The following is an 18,305-nucleotide window of genomic DNA, read 5'->3' as shown; positions in this document are numbered from 1 at the left end:
GGAAATGGTGTAAAAATAATGTAAAAAATAAAAAATTTTAAAATTAGAAAAACTTATACGCTTAATTTTGAAAGATTAAGCTAAAATTGAAATTTATTTTGGTCCAATGACTTTACCGAGATTGCCACGACCTTTTCCTTTATAAAAAGGTTTAATATGGCGTGCTACATTGGTAGGCCCATAGGCGATCGCTGAACCTTGTTGAATAATGAATTCACTGCCAGGATTTAAGGGAGATAACTCGGCCACTCCTCTAATTTTAAAAGAAGGACGAATATCGGAACTTATCATGACCGGTTCGCCGAGATGAAAACTATTGCTACCTTCATAAACAATTGGGATAGAGTAGAGAGTGGATTTGATTTGCTGAAAAAGATTGGTGCGATTTATACCAACAATAGTTCCGCTTTGTCCTATTTCGAGTTGCTGGAATTGGTAACTGACTGCATTTTCTTTTTTGTGCGTAAGCGTAACGCCGAGTTGACTTTTGTTTTGCGAAATGAAATCAATCAATCCATCTTGATTTAAATCAGAGGTGGCAACAACTTGATAGTTGGGGTTAATCGTGACTCCTAGGTCGATAGGATTGTTAATGAGATAACTATTAGAGAAAGCTAGGATTGTGAGAAAGGTATCATGTTGTAACAAAAGGTCTGCTTGTTGATCGCCTGTGAATTCATTGACGGCAACAGGTTTGTATTTTTTGTTGGGAATAAAACCCGCTAATAAAGCGCCTCCGATTGGAGCACCGTTTTTCATCGGAATTACGTAAACTGACTTTTTCTTTACAGTGATAATATCAGTAAAATCATCGCCCGTTACATCGGTGATCAATCCTGGTAGGGTTTCAAAAGTCAGGCTCCATTTCTCCAATGTTCCCGTATCAAATTCCGTGTCATCGACAATGAGTAAAGTCCATGTTCCGTTGGGATTTTCTCCTTTGCATGCAGCCAGAGCTCCTTCAGGAACTAAATATTCATAAGGCGAGTCGTTTGTATAAGTGGCTTGAGTCACTAAGATGGAAGCGTGATCGTCCCAAGTTGTTCCATAAAAAACATTAGCTTTTTTTTGGCCGTTATCTGTTGTAAGAGCCATGAAAGTGCCCGCTGGCGAGATTAAATAAATATCTAGATCGGAGCAGATGGGATGCTGAAGCCAGGTTTGCACTTTGACTTGTGCCAAAAAATGACCAATGTTGGTGACTGTTACAGTAAAAAGATTGTTCTCCTGATCAAGATCGAGCAAAGCGGCTGGGTTGGTGACGGTGACTGTGTGGGTGTGGGTAATATCAAGCTCAGTCATAGTGGTGACTGTAAGCGTAGCATTGGAAAGAATGCCGCTATAACCCGATTGAGTGTCAACGACTGACAGTTGCCAGGTGCCTTCAGGATTTTCGCCCTCAAATTTATCTAAGGAGCCTTCGGGAATTAAAGTAGTTTTTGAGCCACTGTTAGTGATCACATAATCAGAAAGTGGAATTTGTGCCTGATCGTCGAAAAGCAAGGGGTTAAAAAGATCGGCGTAATTAGTTGGTCCATTGCCAGCTGTTAAAGTCACACGTGTGCCTTGGGGCGAGGTGAGATAGATTTCTAAATCAGAAGGACGTCCATGAAAAAGCGAAATATCAAGATTCACGTCCCAAACCGTGCCTGTAGTATTATTCAAAAAGAAGGTTCCGAAATTGGTCGAAGAATCAGCGATAACTGTGGGTTGATCTAGTAAAGTGCTAAAGGTAAATAGCGCGGAATTAGGCGCGGGTTGTGAAATAGGAGCTGCTTGTGACATGCATATCGATGAAAAAACCAATGTGCTCAAAAGATAGTAAAAATAATTTTTCATTAAGTGAAACTGGTTATTTATAATTTTTTAATCCTTAGCGCGGCCCCACTGCCTTACCCATATTCAAGTCACTTCGATTGGTGTAAATAAAACCAAAAGGGCCATTTAAATTTAAAGGACCATACCCTATCCGTTTGCCGTTTTGGATAACTAATTCTAATCCTGGAGTTTTTAAAATATCAGCGACTCCACAAATTTTGAGTGAGGCTTTTAATCCATTGGCAAGAATTTCCGGTGGGGCAACAAACTCATTAGTTTTAGTGGGCAGTGAAGTCGCGTAGAGCAGATTTCGCTTTCTGGACAAAATTTTATTGTCTACGACACCAGTTACTTTACCTAATTTTCTGAAATTATTAGTAAGAGGTGTGGAGGAAGGGAAATCAGGGCCGTACAGTATGGTAACCGCTCTACGTTTTCCCTGAATAATTAAATCATTATAGCCATCTTGATTAATATCACCACTGGCCACAATTTTATCTTTTCGCTCAGTTAAAGTAGGAACATATAAGGGTGCATTATTTAAAGTGGCTCCATCCTCTCCTATTTCTTTTGCAATTAATTCATTTTTATTTTGTAGAATTAAACACAAGATTTGGTTCGTGGAATCAAGAACTGAAAAATAATTGGCAGCAACGATTTTATACTTTGCAGGAAGTTCTGATATGGCTCTGGGTTTTTCCATGAGTGTGCCATCGTATTGTTTCAGCAGAAAAGCATTTTTACTTTTTTGCCCGAAGATGTAAGCATTGCCTTGGCTGTAGGGAGGAGCAGGCGGAGGCGGTAGCGGTGGTGGATAGTCAACAATCGGGGCCAAGAAATCGGCATAAGCTGTAATGAGCAATCCCCATTCTCCTAAAATTCCTGCAGCTTGGTGATCGGTAACCGTCAAGGTCCATGTTCCATTGGGATTTTCCCCTCGGAATAAAGCTAACGCGCCTTCAGGAGCCAAAAGGGGTGCTACTTGGTTATTAAAATTAAAATCGGTGACACGTAAATCAGTCGAAGCGCGATCGTCCCAAATTGTCCCCAAAAAAGCATCAGGCGTATTGCCGCTATTGCCTGTTGACAGAATAACTGTTTTTCCTGAAGGCGATGTGATTGTGAAATCAAGATTGCCTGAAGCAGGATGAGAAATTTTAGTGTAGACCCTGACTTGCTCCAACTTTTTCCCCACACCACTGATTGAAAGTTTTGATTCCAGAGGAATATCCGTTAACACTTTATCTACGACATTGGTGAAACCCCAGTCTTTAGTTTCCGAATCACCTTGAACGACTGTGAGACGCAAGGAGCAGTTGGTAACCAAACCTTCAGTAAGATAGCTGGTCATGTGTTGAACCGATTGATTGAACCATTTAGCAGTTCCCGAAACAGGTTGATTATCGCGAGTATCTTGAATTTCTAATTTCCAATCTCCATTAGGATCAATACCTCGAAAAATATCCATAGCGCCTTCGGGTGTAACTAAGCCTAAAGGCAGATCGGAAGAATAATCGGCATCAGTGATAGGTAAGGCTGCTTGATCATTCCAACTAACGCCATTCAACAAATTGCTGTAAGCGGCTAATACAAAATTATCAAAAGGGAAAGGTGGGAGAATGTTAGGAGGATCGGCTTCATTATAATCTAAAACAAAATTTTGCGGAAAATAATTTTCTGGGAAAGGGCCACGTTGAAATCCATTGTTTGACGAGAGCACCGCTTTTTTTCCATCGGGCGAAATGAGAGAAATAATTAAATCTTTTGTAGAGGTATGGTGAAGAAAAGCCGTCAGATCGACATCCCAAACCGATCCTTGCAACCCGGAAACTTTGAAGGGAATCATAGCGGTAGAAAAATTTTGAATGCTGTGAGGTTGATAATTAGTGTAGGAAACCGTTTGTAGGGTAAGAGTTTTAGGCGGTTCAGGTGGCGGCGTTAAAGCCAAAGGGGGCTTAGGTGTTACATAACTGGTTAAACGCAAACCCCATTCATCGAGTTTTCCAAAGCTGTTAGGATTATTACCGTCTTCATCCAAAATATTAAGAGTCCAATTTCCATTGGGATTTTCACCCAGAAAAAGCGCTAAAGCGCCTTCTGGAATCAAAGAACGCTTGGCGATATTATTGAAGTAAATTGCATCGGTGGCTGGAGTAACCGCTTGATCATCCCAAAAGGTATTAGCGAAAACGTTATTAGGACTGCCTCCATTGTTGCCTGATAGTAAAGCTGTTTTACCAGAGGGAGAGGTCAGCGAAATTCTTAAGTCACCTGGCTGACTGTGATCAATATCTGTATAAACTTCTAGCTCTTTAATGTTTTTTCCTTGATTGGTGATAGTTAAAATAGAGTTAATGAGAGAGTTGTTGAAAATATTTTGATTCAAGGTGACAACTGTATTAGTCCACTGAATCGGATGAGTTCCTTTTGCCGTGGTAATAATGAGACTGCAATTGGTGATGTTTTGAGGGTCACCATAATCTTTATAATTGTTTACATAAATAGGGCTTTTTAGTATGTATTCGACTGCCGTATATATATCTATAATTTCTACATTATTATTACAAAAAATAAACTGATTATTGCCAAAAATAGGATTGCATTTTTTAAGATCGCCCCAACTATATTCGCTTTGTTTAGCCTCGCAGAACTCATTAGTTGTGGCATAAAATTGACAAGGACCTATTGCTATATTATTAGGATCCGTCCAATTCCATTCATAATAACCTTTAGTTACTGCGGTAGGCACCCCTGACTTGATAGTTAATTTCCAAGTTCCATTGGGATTTTTTCCTTTAAAAATAGCCAACGCCCCTTCCGGTGCAACACTTGCTTGATGACTTTTGTTTGTAATCGAGTATTCTACTTCTGTGATTGGTAAAGGCGATTGATCGTCCCATAAAGTTCCATTAAGAACCTGATTGTAAAAGTTGGTGTTTAGGTCATTAATATTTTCAAAAGGAAAAGAATTGGGTTGTGAGTTAGGAGGGGAATTATTAATAGCCAATAAATAAAGTTGTGGATTAACAGAAATTTCTTTTTGCTTTATTTTCTTTCCTGCCTCAGACATTAAAATGGTTTTTTCCCCAGTAGGAGATTCCAAGGTAAGAGTTAAAACTTTAGGGCTTACATATTGAATAAAAGTTTTTACATCCACATCCCAAATGACCCCCTCTAAGCCTTGTATATCAAATAAAATTTCAGCAATATCATTAGTGTTTGAAGGAATATTGACTGGCTGATCAAAGGTATGTTCAGTGGTTTGCGTGATGATTTGACCAGGTGGCTGTGGACTAATGGCAAAAAGCCGACAGGGAATAAGTGAAATCCACAAAAATGAATAAATTGAAAAAAATAGTTTTATTTTTAGTTCCTTGGGAGTTTTTTTCATAGGAAAAAGGCTATATTAGAAGGATAGAACAAATTTAGCAATGAAATTTTGTTAGATAAATATTTTTTAATATCGAAGATCGTTTTTCTCCTCTCGACACTTTTTATAAAGTCGCTAGCTATTTTACTTTCGTATGAAGAAACGTTGGGTAGTGAAATTAGGCACGGGTATTTTGACTCGATCTAATGGAATTTTAGATGGAAAACAATTCGCTCAATTAACTCAGCAAATCTTAACACTTCGAGAGCAAGGCATAGAAATCATTGTCGTAACTTCGGGAGCCATTGGCGCAGGAATGCAGGCGATGAAGTTGAGTAAAAGGCCGCAAGCTTTGAGCGAATTACAAGCGTGCGCTACGGTAGGACAAATTGCTTTGATGACTGAATATCAAAAACGGTTATCGAGTCAGGGATATCAAGCTGCGCAGATGCTTTTGACTTATTGGGATATTGACAGTCGTAATTGTTATGAAAATGCGCAACGAACCTTGGCACTTTTATTAAAAAAGAAAAAATTTATTCCTTTTATCAATGAAAACGATGCCATTTCCGGTGAGGAAATTCGAGTGGGGGATAACGATCAACTTTCCGCGCATGTTGCTGTCATGGTTAAAGCTGATAAACTTATTATCCTTTCCAATGTTGATGGCTTACTCGATTCCAAACAACAAGTAATTCCTGAAGTTAAAAAAATCGATAAAACTGTTACCTGTTTGGCGACTGGTACTAGTAATGAAAGATCCGTGGGTGGTATGACAACTAAATTATTGGCAGCCCAACTAGCCGCTCGTTGCGGTGTTGAGACGATTATTGCCAATGGGCGAAATCCAAAAATTTTATCACAAATCGCTCAGAATAAATTCGTGGGCACTCGCTTTCGTTTGATTTAGTGTTGAGTAGTTTTGGCACTAGTGTCCATGTTGATGTTCTTCGATATATTCCTGTTTTAATCCCAAACCTTCCGGCGAATGCAAGACTAACATCTTCATACGGATGTCGCTTGGAATTTCATGCCGCGTTAATTTTGAAACAATAATCATCAACCCAATCGCCAAAGGCACGGCCCAAATTGCGGGTTGTTCGCAAAGGATGCGCAGCACAGGGTATCGGATCCAAAAATCAGCTAGTGGAATCCATTTCAAATCATTAAAACTCGTCAGTGAAATGCCCGCTAAGGCAAGAATACCTCCGCCCAACATTCCTGTTGCAGCTCCTTTCATCGTAATGCCTCGCCACCACGTGCTTAAAAATAAAAGTGGAAAATAACTTGCTGCTGCAATGGCAAAGGCTTGTCCCACCATAAAATTAATATCAAACCTTTCCACTTGCATTCCAAGAATAATAGCTACGGCACCGACTAAAACTGCAGCTACTTTAAAAGCTAACAATCTTTCTTGAGTGCTAGCTTTCGGACGCAGCATCCGACCGTACACATCATGTGCTAAAGCGCCGGTCATCGAAACCAATAGCCCACTAAACGTACTCATAAATGCCGCAAAAGCACCTGCACAGGTAATACCACTTAAGATTGAGCCTACCATTGGCCATCTTTCATTGACCAAACGCGGCAATTCTAAAACTACTTTATCTGTTCCTTTTGCACCGGTCGCTGCATAAAGTTCTGGTAATAAATTACGCCCTAAAACCCCAAAGATTGGTGTGAAAAGATAAAAAACTCCGATCAAAATCATCACCCACATCGCCGTGCGTTTCGCTGCTGCTCCATCGGGATTGGTATAAAAACGAACCAAAATATGTGGCAACCCTGCAGTCCCACATATTAGGGCCACAATCAAAGAATAAGTATAAAGCAACGAATAAGTTTTTTGTTGTTCTAGAGTTAAACCTGCCGCACTTGTTGCTTTGGTTGTTAGAGCGCCAAACGGAGAAATCCATTTTTTATCTTCTGGCGCTTGAGGTGGGAGGATTTTTTTTAAGGAAGATGATTCCATAACAACGGGAGTCGATGTGGAAGACTGGTTTAATTTTAAATGGTACGAGTAAGAACCGAAAACCATCATCAATACAAAAATTGGCGCTGAAATGGCAAAAAGTTTTGCCCAATATTGAAATGCTTGCACCAATGTAATGCCTTTCATGCCTCCCATCGCCACGTTGAGCGTAATGACTGCGCCTACCACTACCACACCGATTTCATAGGGTAATCCGGGAAAAATATAAGCCAGCGCTGTACCGGCGCCCTTCATTTGTGGCATGGTATAAAAAAAACCAATGCACAGAACAAAAATCACTGCAATTTTGCGAAAGAGTGGAGAATCAAATCTTCCTTCCGCAAAATCGGGAATAGTATAAGCGCCAAATCGCCTTAAAGGGCCAGCAATAAAAAGTAGTAGAAATAGATAACCGCACGCATAACAAACGGGATACCAAAGAGCATCATAACCAAACTTCATCACCATTCCCGCTACGCCCATGAATGAAGCGGCAGAAAGATATTCACCCGAAATAGCTGCAGCATTCCAACCGACCGAAACTGAACGGCCCGCCACAAAAAAATCATGCGCGGTTTTGGATTTGCCCGCTGACCAAAATCCCATGGCCAAAGTCGCGCCAACCATGAGAAAAGAAAAAGCAAAAATCCATAAATCAATACCCCAAAACATAATCATTATTCCCTTTTAATTGATGCCAACGTTTCTTTTTCAAAAATCATAGAACGTCGAATGAAAAAGTAAGAAATTATCCAAACCAGAGGGAAAAATAAAATGCCCAAAATTAACCAACTTAAGGTAAAACCACCAAGGGAAGTAGCCATTAGCTCGGGAAAATAATAATTGAATAAAGGCAGACTAAGCACAGCGATAAGAAAAATGGCCGCGCAAGTTATGGAAAGTTTTAATTGGCGTTGCATCATGCGATGCAGAAAAGCTTCGCTATGAATTTCTTCAGAAGCACTTTTTTTCATTAGAAAAAGCTCTAACAGAAATTTTTTCCCCCCACAATAAAAAGAACGTCCTACTTTTTAGCAGGACGTTCTGGGTCTAGTTGTTTGTATGAGAATTATCTTGGGCCCACCACATTAATGGGAACGTTATTCGTAAAAATCGCAATCCCTAATGAATTAGTGTCAACCGGTAAAGGAAACACGTGAACCTTTTTACCTTTGGTTGCTACCACTTCCACGTTATCGTTTACCTTCAGAAATGAGCCTGTGGCTTTAGGAACAAAGTTTTTTGGTAATCGACCTAAATTCACGGGTTCTCCTAAGGTGATTTGATTGGGAGCGACATTTAACGCTTGAGCATGAATAAATTTGCCAGCTCGCAAAATCAAACTAGGGACGCCTTGATAATCACCAAAACCGACCACTTGGAACGGATTCACGTTAGTGTGCGCCACCATATTAGTGCCGACGAAGAATCGCAATTTTTTGAGACCCTTAGCCGCTACGAGAACTTGTTCTCCATTTACGCGACCTGACGCTTTGAAACGGAATTTGGGTTCCAGTGTGGGTAATTGAACCTTGGAAAGCTCACTGGTTAAATCGGTTTGCACAGCAATCACGGATTGTTGGCCTGCCTTTCGCAGCACGATATCAGGGCGTTTGTCACCATTTAAATCATTCGCAGTATTAACTTTTTGATTAGCTAACAAAGGTGTAATGATATTTTTGATTTCAAATTGGTTGGAGCTGTTGCGAGTTAAGAAGCTCAAGGTCTTACCCCTTTTGATAAGAATATCATTTTTATTATCACCATCAAAATCTGATATGGGATCAAACCCAATCGCGTAAAGCTCAACTCGATTTGCGAAATCTTGATTAGCGATGTAAAGCAATTGATCTGCGTTAGGACGATCTGAATTCACTCTGAAATCCAAGACAGTTCCGGTTGCAACCAAAGGTGCATTGAACTGGACCGCTGTTCCTCCTTGAATCGGAACGCGATAAATTTCATCTTCTCCCAAAACGTCCTGATCCGCGCTATAAATCACATATTGGCTATTGCCGCTAATCACGAATGGTATATTCACATCGCTGCTTGCATTGGCCAACGTCGGATTAAGTTTAATAGGAGTGGCTAAAATCGAATCCAACGCGCGGCTATAAAGTTCGTTTTGATTATCGACATCTTGATCAGCGCGATAAACCACGAACTTGCCATCGGGACTGATAGCCATACTCAACACATCGCCTCCGGCCACTAAAGCGCTATTTAATTGAGTAAACGCGCCACCACCGGTAATCGGCGCAACGAAAAGTTCGATCACTCCGATATTATTTTGATCAGCACGATAGACTACTTTTGAGCCGTCTGGGCTAATTTGATATCCATTCGCTACATCCCCGACTACAGGAGGATTGATTTTGGTTGCGATACCGCCTGCAATGGGAACTGCGTAAAGTTCAAATTGATCATCCGCATCTTGATCAGCTCGATAAACAACATTGGAACCTGGGTTGTCAATGGCCATATCAAGCACATCACGATTGGCAACAAAATTAGGATTTAATTTTGCTAGTCCTCCGCCAGTTGTCACGACGCTAAAGAGCTCAGTAGAAGTTATAATATCTGGATTGGCTCGATAGATGACACGAGATCCATTCCGACTTATGATAAAAGTAAATATATCTCGATCATCAGCCAGAGGTCCATTAATATGAACCGGATTCGATCCATCAACACCGATGGAAAAAAGCTCCCTTTTTCCAGCAACGAGCTCATCTGAGACATAAACCACACGCGATCCACCTGGGGTCAAAGCGAAATTGAAAACATCCCGATCATCAGGAAAGATAGTCAACTTAGTTAATAAACCGCCCGTAGTTGGAACGCTATAAAGTTCAAATTTTCCATCGATATCTTTGTCCGCCAAAAAAACAGCTTTCGTGCCATCGGAGGTTACTTCAACCTGTCCCACATTGCCTCCAACCGTGAGATTGCCACTGAGCTTGATCGAATCCCCTCCGTTAATAGGAACACTAAAAAGCTCGAAAATTCCCAGCGCGCCAGGATCGGCAACATACACCGCTCGCTTATTGCCCGATGCAAGAGCAAAGCGTTCAGAATTAACACTGCCATTTTCGGCAAACTCAGGATTGAGCCGAATCACCGCTTGCATAGAAAAGGGTAGAGCCAAAAAGCCCAAGCCCATAAGACTTGACACGATGAGTTGTCGAAATCTTTTATTTGATTGTCTTAAAGTTTTCATTTTTTTTTATCTCCTCTATACTTAGTTGAGCTAAAAGATTTTATTTTAACTCTATATCAATATGCCGCGCTTGAAATAAAAAGTCCAATACGCCTTTAGACGTATTAAAAAGTTTAAATTTTTTCGCGCACACGTTTTTGGAAATAACTGGCAATAACATAAAAAGTTGGCACGACAAATAAAGTCAAAAAAGTTGAAGTTAACATGCCGCCAATGACTACAACCCCTAAAGGGCGTCGTCCTTCTGAACCCGCACCCCATCCTATCGCGATCGGTAAAATACCGATGATCGTGGAAAGCGCTGTCATTAAAATAGGACGTAAACGAAGACGAGCTGCTTCCAACATAGCTTCATGTGCTGTAGTGCCCTCCCGCATTTTTTGATTCGCAAACTCAACTAAAAGAATGGAATTTTTTGTAACAAGCCCCATCAGTAAAAGACCTCCTATCAAACTATAAATATTCCAAGACATCGAAGGGATTTCGGGAAGAATTTGGCTTAATGTTTTAATAAACCAAGGCAACGCTTCGGGAGGCGCATAAAATTTAATCAAAGCGAAATTATTAACCAAACCAAGAATCATAAGCAGTCCCAAAGCGCCAAAAAGAGCCAGAGGCACAGCCAACATAACTGTGAAAGGATGCAGTAAACTTTCAAATTGTGAAGCAAGCACCATATAAATAATAATAATAGCTAAAAGAAGCACGATGCCCGCTTCGTTCACGCTGTCTTTTAACTCGCGCGCTTCGCCCTGCCAGCGATAACTCATGCCAGCCGGCAATTTCTGGGAAAGAATTTTTTCCGTTCGTGCGACAGCTTCTCCTAAACTCACTCCTTGAGGTTGGCCACTAATCGTTGCCGATCGCATGCGCGCAAAATGAGTAATCGTGTTGACTGATCCTTTTTCTTTTAATGTGATAAAATTATTCAAAGGCGCGAGATCTCCAGTTTTCGTTCTCACATACAGCGTGGCGAGCGATTGCGGGGTAAGCCGATCAAAACGCTCCAATTGAGCAATCACCTCATACTCTTTTCCTTTTTCGGTGAATTCCGAAACCTCCAAACCGCCTAAAAGAATTTGCAACGTTTCAGAAATGGCTCGCGCCGAAACTCCCAAAGCCGCTGCCTTATCTCGATTAATTTCAATGTCCAATTGCGGTTTCTCAAAATTAAAACTAATGCGCGGCTGTCCTAGAAAGCCCGCTTTCATCAGTTCGCCCTGGACTTGTAAAGCCGCGCGATCAATTTGTTTTAAATCAGGCCCTTGCAAAACAAGCTGATAAGACTCTCCAAATCCACTTAGAGCCTTAGGCGCTATCGCAATGGCCTGAACGCCCTTAATTTGAGTTATGAACTTAGTGAAAAGCGAATCTGGAGCGCCTGGGCGAATGATTTCTTGAACCGAACGTTTGCGGTCTTCTTTTAAACCAACAAACATAATGCCGGAATTTGCCTGACCCGGAGCGCCTCGCGCTAAAGCCACAGCAGAAAAAAAACCTTGAGTCTCGGGCAATTTTTTTACCATCGCTTCTGCTTCTCGAAGCGATTGATCGGTGTATTCCGACGTTGCTCCCTCCGGACCAAAAAATAGCGCTAAAATGTAGCCTTTGTCTTCTTCTGGAAAAAGTTCTTTGGGTAGTATTTTTCCTAAAAAAAAGGTAATGCCGGTTAAAATAAGAAATAAAGCAATGACACTTTTTTTATAATGTAAAGTTCGATCGAGCCATTTCACATACCGATCAGATAAAAAGTTAAAAAAATTTTCAAACTTTTGAAAGAGTTGACCGTGTTGCTTGGGGCGATGAAGAAATTGAACGCATAAAACAGGCGTTAAAGTCAACGCGACAAAAGCTGAAATAACAACCGAGGCTGCAATAGCGACAGAAAATTCACCGAACAAAACTCCAGCAATACCTCGTTGAAAAGTAACTGGAAAAAATACTGCCACTAAAGAAATAGTAATAGTAATCACAGCTGTTGAAATTTCTTTCATGCCTTGAATACTCGCTTCTTTGGGTGACATGCCTTCTTCGATATGGCGATAAATATTTTCTAAAACCACAATAGCATCATCTACCACCACCCCGATCGCCAGCACTAAAGCTAATAGAGTTAAAATATTTAAGCTGAATCCTAAAATATACATCACAAAAAACGTTCCCACAATCGAAACTGGAATAGCCAAAGAAGGAATTAATGTTGCCCAACCATTTCTTAAAAAAAGAAAAATAATGGCAACTACTAATAAAAAGGAAATCAACAACGTTTGTGCCACTTCGTGAATAGAATGTCGCACAAAAGTCGAAGAATCATATGCGATGTTAATAGTAATGCCCGTGGGCAAGGTGGGCTCGATGACTTTTAACTCTTTTTTGACTTGATCTGAAACTTCCACGGTGTTGGCTTCTGATTGTTTGACAACTCCAAGACCTACCGCAGGTCGGCCATTATATCGTGCTATGGTTCGTTCATCTTCGGGCCCCAATTCAGCATGACCAATATCTCTCAACCGTATCGGTGCCTCACGATCAAATTTAATAATGAGATTGTTGAATTCTTCCGGTCGTGTCATGCGACCTTGAGTAAAAAGAGTTAGTTCGCGTTTAAGATTTTCAATGGATCCAGACGGCAATTCCACATTTTCCTGTTCCAAAGTTTCACGAATGTCATTTGCGGTAATGCCCCGCGCTGCCATTTTTTCCGAATCAAGCCAAAGCCGCATCGCTTTGCGTTTTTCACCCCCTAACTGAATACCCCCAACACCCGAAAGCGTTTGCAAACGATCTTTAAATTGACGTTCTGCAATTTCTGTTAATTCCAAAGTGGAATAACGATCGCTCGACAAAGCGATCCACATAATCGCTTCCGCATCAGCATCCTGTTTAGCAATAATCGGCTCCTCTACATCTTTCGGCAATAAGCCGCGAACTCGTGACACGCGATCACGCACATCTTGTGCGCCAATATCCACATCACGATTAAGTTCAAACTCGACAGTAATCTGACTGACCTCCTGGCGCGATTCTGAAGTTAATGTTTTAATGCCTGGGATATTATTGATTTCTTGTTCCAAGCGTTCCGTGACTTCTGTTTCAATGACCTGCGCGTTCGCGCCAGGGTAAATCGTAGTGACGGAAACAATCGGAGGATCAATATCAGGCAACTCGCGAACAGGTAAACGTGACAAGCCAATCAAACCAAATAAAATAACAACCAAATTGAGCATCGTAGCAAAAATTGGGCGTCGAATACAAAGTTCAGAAAGGGTCATGGGTCTTAACTAACTGGTGATTTATCAGAAGGAAATTCGCTGGGAGCAACAGGCGATCCCTCATTAACTTTTTGCAATCCATTTACAATAATCTCCTCACCTTCCTGCAATCCTTTTTGTACTTCCACCTTGCCCGGAAGACGAATGCCCAATTTAACAGCTCGCATCTTAGCGATGCCATCTTTTACCACAAAAACCGAAAAATTATCATCGCGCACCAAAATCGCTTCTTCGGGAATGGTGATGGCTTGATCGCGCTCGCCCACTATCACTGCGACATTGGCAAACATTCCCGCTTTCAGCTTTTGATTGGGATTATCTGCCAGTGCTTTGATTTTTAGCGTTCGTGTCGATAAATCGAGCTGAGAGTCTACCAAATAAACTGTTCCTCTAAAAATTTCATTGGGATAAGCCGAAATTTTGATCTCGACTTTTTGACCCACTTGTAAACGAGACGCTTCATTTTCCGGAATTTGAAATGTTATTTTAACCTTTTCATCGGCTAATAGAGAAGTGATCACAGAATTAGGCTCCACATATTGTCCCACACTATAATTGCGAGCGGCTACGCGTCCATCGAAAGGGGCATAAAGAAATCGATCTCTAAGATGATCCTTCAATCGTTCCACAACGGCTGTTTGTGCTCGATAGAGCGTTGACGATTCGTCTAACTCTTTTTGGGAGAAATTTTTTTCCTGATAAAGTTTTTGAGCGCGCTCGTAATTGATTTTTGCCAGCTCCAACGAAGCCTCAGCATTCGCCAATTCTGCCTCTTCCTTTTGACTTTCCAATTTCACCAAAAGATCACCCTGTTTTACAGTTTGACCCTCTTCAAAATGAATCGCTTCAATGATGCCAGAAGTCTGGGGTGTGATTTCTACTGCTTCTTCTGCCTCAAGCGAACCCACGGCCGGCAATTTCTCCACAACTTTTTCTTTTTTGACTCGATAAATTTCAACTGGAACCGGAGGGAAAGAACCGGGGCCTTGATTGCCTTTACTACAACCGACAAATAAAGAGATACAAAATGAGAGTGTAGAAATCAAAAAAAGACGAAACATGCAGATTAAAAAGTATAAATGAATTTTTATTTTGTGCAAAACTATCTAACCGAAATTATCTTGAAAAAGCAATCCGCCTTTTAAAGGTTGGGCAATTTTTGTTTAAAGGTTAAGACGTCAGCCATTAAATCTCCCCATTTTTGAACTCGTTGTAAAACATCGTCCGAAGTAAAATTTAAATATTCCATTTTTTTTTGTCGATAAGCTTTTTCTACTTCCTCCCACGTTACCGGGGTAGAAACTGTGGGTGCTTCTTTGGCACGCAAAGAATAAGCGCAAATGGTGGTTTTATGAAAATCGTTTTGGCTCCAGTCAATGAGCACTTTGCCTGTGCGAAGATTTTTTGCCATGCGTGAAACGATTTTTTTAGGATGTTTTTTTTCCATTTCTTTGGCCAAAATATGAGCGAAAGATTTTGTTTTATCATAAGTCACAGGACTGTTCAGAGGAATGTAAAGCTGAAGTCCTTTAGACCCGGATGTTTTAATCCAAGATTTTAATTCGAGTTGAGATAGCTTTTGGCGAATGAGCAAAGCCACTTCAGCGCATTCATAAATGGTGGCGGGTGAGCCGGGATCCAAATCAAAAACTATCATCGTGGGTCGATCAGGATTTTTCGCGGTCGCTAATGAGGTGTGAAGTTCTAGATCCGCTAGGTTCACTAGCCAAATTAATGTAGGAAGATTATTGATTGTGCAATATCTGAGGGTGCCTTGAGTTTTGCTGTGCACTTGAACGGTGTTGACCCAATTAGGACGGTAGGAAGGACAGCGTCTTTCATAAAAGAAAAATTGGTGAATGCCTTCAGGAAAACGTTTCATGGTCAAGGCACGATTTTTAAGATGGGGAAGCAGAAAAGGAGCAATTTTAATATAGTAAGCGATAATGTCGTGTTTGGTAAAACCGGTTTTAGGATAAAAAATTTTGTTTAAATTGGAAAGATTCAAGCGTTTCCCTTCAACGACGAGCTCCGAGTTTGTCTCACTCATGAGTTTTAAATTTAAAACCTTTTTAAAAGGGGTCAAATTTTTGAATTTTAACGCGTCTTTATTAAACTGTGGGTAGGTCAATCATTAAGTTGAGAAAGGAAAACTTTATGCGCGCAATTTGGAAGGGGACCATTTCTTTTGGATTAGTCACTATGCCCGTTGGACTATTTCCAGCAGTTAAAAAAGAAGAGCTCAAATTTCGTTTGTTGCGCCAATCTGATTTAAGTCCGATTGATTATAAACGCGTGGCAGAATTTGATGGCAAGGAAGTGCCTTGGGCAGAAATTGTTAAAGGTTATGAATACGAAAAAGGAAAATACGTAGTTTTACGCGATGAAGATTTTAAGCGCGTCGACATTGAAGCGACAGATTCCATTGATATTTTGGATTTCGTGAAGTTGGATGAGATTAATCCTATGTTTTTTTATAAACCTTATTATTTGGCTCCTACTAAAGGCGGGAGCAAACCTTATTCTTTGTTGCGCGTGGCTTTGAAGGAAACCGGTAAAGTGGGAATCGCTAAGGTTGTGATTCGAACCAAGCAACATTTAGCAGCTTTGAAATCGCAGGAGTGTGGTTTGGTTTTGGAGCTTATGCATTTTGGTAATGAATTGCTTAACACAAAACATTTGGATGTTTCGTGTAAGCCGGCAGCAAAAAAAAGAGAGATTAATATGGCAAAAAGCTTGATAAATTCCATGACGGAAAAATGGGATCCGAGTCGTTACACGGATGATTATAGCTCTGCCTTGATGAATTTAATTCAAAGAAAAATTGAATCAGGTGATAAAAGTTTACCACCACCAGCCAAGAGAAAGGAGCCTACTAAAATCATTAACTTGGTTGATGTCTTACAACAAAGTTTGAATGAGGCGCAGAAGCAGATTAAGCAAACTTCTGGGCATCGAACTCATCGAAAAAGGAAGGCGGCATGAAAAAAGGCGCTTCTGAAGGCAAAAAACTTAAAGAATATCGGGTTAAAAGAAATTTTGATAAAACGCCTGAGCCAGTTTCTGAAGTTAAACCTAAACCCAAAGGTGGGAAATTAAGTTTTGTGATTCAGCGTCATGAGGCGCGTCGATTGCATTATGATTTGCGCTTGGAAGCCGCTGGCGTTTACAAATCCTGGGCTGTGCCTAAAGGTCTTCCGGAAAAGCCAGGTCAAAAATTTTTGGCGATTGAGGTGGAAGATCATCCCTTGAGTTATGGTAAGTTCGAAGGTCGTATTCCTGAAGGAAATTATGGCGCGGGAATGGTGAAAATTTGGGATAAAGGCCATTATGAATCATTAGAAAAACCGATTGAGGAAGCTTATCGAAAAGGAAAAATTCATCTTCATTTAAAAGGCAAGCGGGTGGATGGAAAATGGCACCTAGTTAAGACAAATTTTCCTGAAAAACCGCAATGGCTTCTTATCAAGACTCAGGAGTCTGTTAAAAAATTTCCTCAACACGAATTGAAAAAGATTAACGGTCCTAACAAAGAAGAAATTTTACCTAAAAAAACCGTTCTAATCCAAAATTGGGTTGAACCAATGTTAGCGCTATTAACCACTCACTTACCTAAAAGCAAAGAATGGCAATATGAAGTGAAATTCGACGGTATTCGTGCGTTAGCTTATTTTAATGATAAGAAGCCCAAACTCTATTCTCGTAATAAAATAGAGCTTACTTCGTATTATCCCGAAGTTGTAGAAGCTTTGAAAAAAATAAAGTGTCGATCTGCTATCCTAGATGGTGAGTTAACTGCGTTGGACGCGAAAGGGCGCCCCTCTTTTCAAGCCTTGCAAAATGCTCGAGATAAAACGCGTGGCGTGCCTGTTCTTTATTATCTTTTTGATATGATTTCTCTTAATGGAAAAAGATTAACTCGACATTCTTTTACAAAACGAAAGGAAAAACTTGCGGCTTTATTGCCCAAGTCAGATTTGATTTTAAGGGAGTCAGCGACTTTTTCTTATCCGCCCGATGTGTTATTAAAAGAAATTGAAGAAAAAGGATTGGAAGGAGTGATTGCAAAGAAAAAAAGCTCCCTCTATGAGGCCGGGCAACGAACCGGTTCTTGGTTGAAATATAAATTGGTGAAAGAACAGGAGTTTGTCATAGGAGGTTATACCAAACCACAGGGAAGCCGCCTTTATTTTGGCGCGTTGATTGTAGGTTATTATGAAAGCAAAAAACTCATTTGTGTGGGCAAAGTGGGAACAGGTTTTGATCAAACCAATAGTGAGGATTTGTTCGAACGTTTCCAAAAATTGAGAGTTGAAAATTGTCCTTTTGCAAATTTACCCTTGCCGGTTTACGTTTCGCCGAATTGGTCGCCGCAACGATTGAAAAATTACACTTGGCTCAAACCCGTTTTGGTTTGCCAGATTAAATTCAGTGAATGGACTCAAGCATCGTTTTTGAGACAACCCGTATTTTTAGGACTTCGCATTGATAAAGAAGCTAGAGAGGTAAAGCGAGAAATTTAACCCATAAAAAAGCCCTCGTTTTTAGCGAGGGCTTTTGAGTGAAAAGCTTCAGTGAAACTTAAGTTTGTTACTGAGGGGCGACGACTTTGCCGACTTGGCCGTCTTTGTCTTTGCCTTTGTCGGTCCACAG

The 18,305-nt window shown here is 40.6% G+C and carries 11 protein-coding genes; 3 read left to right on the top strand and 8 right to left on the bottom strand.

Annotation, left to right across the window (positions count from 1 at the left end; all coding sequences use genetic code 11):
- Nucleotides 1-93 precede the first annotated feature (93 nt).
- Both K1X66_09620 and K1X66_09615 read right to left on the bottom strand, forming a co-directional pair.
- Entirely contained in the window at nucleotides 94-1,785 is a 1,692-nt protein-coding gene (locus K1X66_09620) for a proprotein convertase P-domain-containing protein (GenBank protein ID MBX7158628.1), read from the bottom strand.
- 88 nt (nucleotides 1,786-1,873) lie between these two features.
- On the bottom strand, nucleotides 1,874-5,209 hold the full coding sequence (locus tag K1X66_09615) for a proprotein convertase P-domain-containing protein (protein MBX7158627.1): 3,336 nt from the start codon (nucleotides 5,207-5,209) through the stop codon (nucleotides 1,874-1,876).
- Nucleotides 5,210-5,342: 133 nt separating this feature from the next.
- Between K1X66_09615 and proB the strand changes: the two genes are divergently transcribed.
- Nucleotides 5,343-6,098 carry a glutamate 5-kinase gene (gene proB, locus K1X66_09610; protein ID MBX7158626.1) on the top strand — a complete coding sequence of 252 codons (756 nt, stop codon included), beginning with the start codon at nucleotides 5,343-5,345 and terminating at the stop codon, nucleotides 6,096-6,098.
- A gap of 18 nt (nucleotides 6,099-6,116) precedes the next feature.
- Here proB and K1X66_09605 read toward each other — a convergent pair whose 3' ends face one another.
- The 6 genes from K1X66_09605 to ligD (K1X66_09580) form a co-directional block, all read right to left on the bottom strand.
- The gene (locus K1X66_09605; GenBank protein MBX7158625.1) at nucleotides 6,117-7,832 is read right to left on the bottom strand and encodes a cation acetate symporter; all 1,716 of its coding nucleotides are present in this window, start codon (nucleotides 7,830-7,832) and stop codon (nucleotides 6,117-6,119) included.
- A 5-nt stretch (nucleotides 7,833-7,837) separates the two neighbouring features.
- On the bottom strand, nucleotides 7,838-8,134 hold the full coding sequence (locus K1X66_09600; GenBank protein MBX7158624.1) for a DUF485 domain-containing protein: 297 nt from the start codon (nucleotides 8,132-8,134) through the stop codon (nucleotides 7,838-7,840).
- A 95-nt stretch (nucleotides 8,135-8,229) separates the two neighbouring features.
- Nucleotides 8,230-10,323 carry a hypothetical protein gene (locus tag K1X66_09595; protein MBX7158623.1) on the bottom strand — a complete coding sequence of 698 codons (2,094 nt, stop codon included), beginning with the start codon at nucleotides 10,321-10,323 and terminating at the stop codon, nucleotides 8,230-8,232.
- A gap of 170 nt (nucleotides 10,324-10,493) precedes the next feature.
- Nucleotides 10,494-13,652: an efflux RND transporter permease subunit gene (locus K1X66_09590; protein ID MBX7158622.1), complete on the bottom strand. Its 3,159-nt coding sequence runs from the start codon at nucleotides 13,650-13,652 to the stop codon at nucleotides 10,494-10,496.
- Between the two features lie 5 nt (nucleotides 13,653-13,657).
- Nucleotides 13,658-14,713 (bottom strand): efflux RND transporter periplasmic adaptor subunit, encoded by a 1,056-nt coding sequence (locus K1X66_09585; protein ID MBX7158621.1) that lies wholly within the window; start codon nucleotides 14,711-14,713, stop codon nucleotides 13,658-13,660.
- Between the two features lie 80 nt (nucleotides 14,714-14,793).
- Nucleotides 14,794-15,702, bottom strand: a complete 909-nt coding sequence (gene ligD, locus K1X66_09580; protein ID MBX7158620.1) for a non-homologous end-joining DNA ligase — start codon at nucleotides 15,700-15,702, stop codon at nucleotides 14,794-14,796.
- Nucleotides 15,703-15,809: 107 nt separating this feature from the next.
- Here ligD (K1X66_09580) and K1X66_09575 point away from each other — a divergent pair, with 107 nt between their 5' ends.
- Complete coding sequence (locus K1X66_09575) at nucleotides 15,810-16,637, top strand: Ku protein (GenBank protein MBX7158619.1); 828 nt, start codon at nucleotides 15,810-15,812, stop codon at nucleotides 16,635-16,637.
- Complete coding sequence (gene ligD, locus K1X66_09570) at nucleotides 16,634-18,175, top strand: non-homologous end-joining DNA ligase (protein ID MBX7158618.1); 1,542 nt, start codon at nucleotides 16,634-16,636, stop codon at nucleotides 18,173-18,175. Before K1X66_09575 ends, ligD (K1X66_09570) begins: the two co-directional genes overlap by 4 nt.
- Nucleotides 18,176-18,305 lie beyond the last annotated feature (130 nt).

It is taken from the genome of Verrucomicrobiia bacterium, assembly GCA_019694135.1.
Lineage (GTDB): Bacteria > Verrucomicrobiota > Verrucomicrobiia > JADLBR01 > JAIBCM01 > JAIBCM01.
Note: the sequence above shows the minus strand (reverse complement) of the source record. Positions and strands in the feature narration are given on the sequence as shown.

Bases quoted from the DNA above. Each gene is read 5' to 3' on its own strand.
- K1X66_09620 (MBX7158628.1), bottom strand. From the start codon at position 1,785: ATGTCACAAGCAGCTCCTATTTCACAACCCGCGCCTAATTCCGCGCTA.
- ligD (MBX7158618.1), top strand. From the start codon at position 16,634: ATGAAAAAAGGCGCTTCTGAAGGCAAAAAACTTAAAGAATATCGGGTT.
- K1X66_09575 (MBX7158619.1), top strand. From the start codon at position 15,810: ATGCGCGCAATTTGGAAGGGGACCATTTCTTTTGGATTAGTCACTATG.
- K1X66_09600 (MBX7158624.1), bottom strand. From the start codon at position 8,134: ATGAAAAAAAGTGCTTCTGAAGAAATTCATAGCGAAGCTTTTCTGCAT.
- proB (MBX7158626.1), top strand. From the start codon at position 5,343: ATGAAGAAACGTTGGGTAGTGAAATTAGGCACGGGTATTTTGACTCGA.
- K1X66_09615 (MBX7158627.1), bottom strand. From the start codon at position 5,209: ATGAAAAAAACTCCCAAGGAACTAAAAATAAAACTATTTTTTTCAATT.
- K1X66_09590 (MBX7158622.1), bottom strand. From the start codon at position 13,652: ATGACCCTTTCTGAACTTTGTATTCGACGCCCAATTTTTGCTACGATG.
- ligD (MBX7158620.1), bottom strand. From the start codon at position 15,702: ATGAGTGAGACAAACTCGGAGCTCGTCGTTGAAGGGAAACGCTTGAAT.
- K1X66_09595 (MBX7158623.1), bottom strand. From the start codon at position 10,323: ATGGGCTTGGGCTTTTTGGCTCTACCCTTTTCTATGCAAGCGGTGATT.
- K1X66_09585 (MBX7158621.1), bottom strand. From the start codon at position 14,713: ATGTTTCGTCTTTTTTTGATTTCTACACTCTCATTTTGTATCTCTTTA.
- K1X66_09605 (MBX7158625.1), bottom strand. From the start codon at position 7,832: ATGTTTTGGGGTATTGATTTATGGATTTTTGCTTTTTCTTTTCTCATG.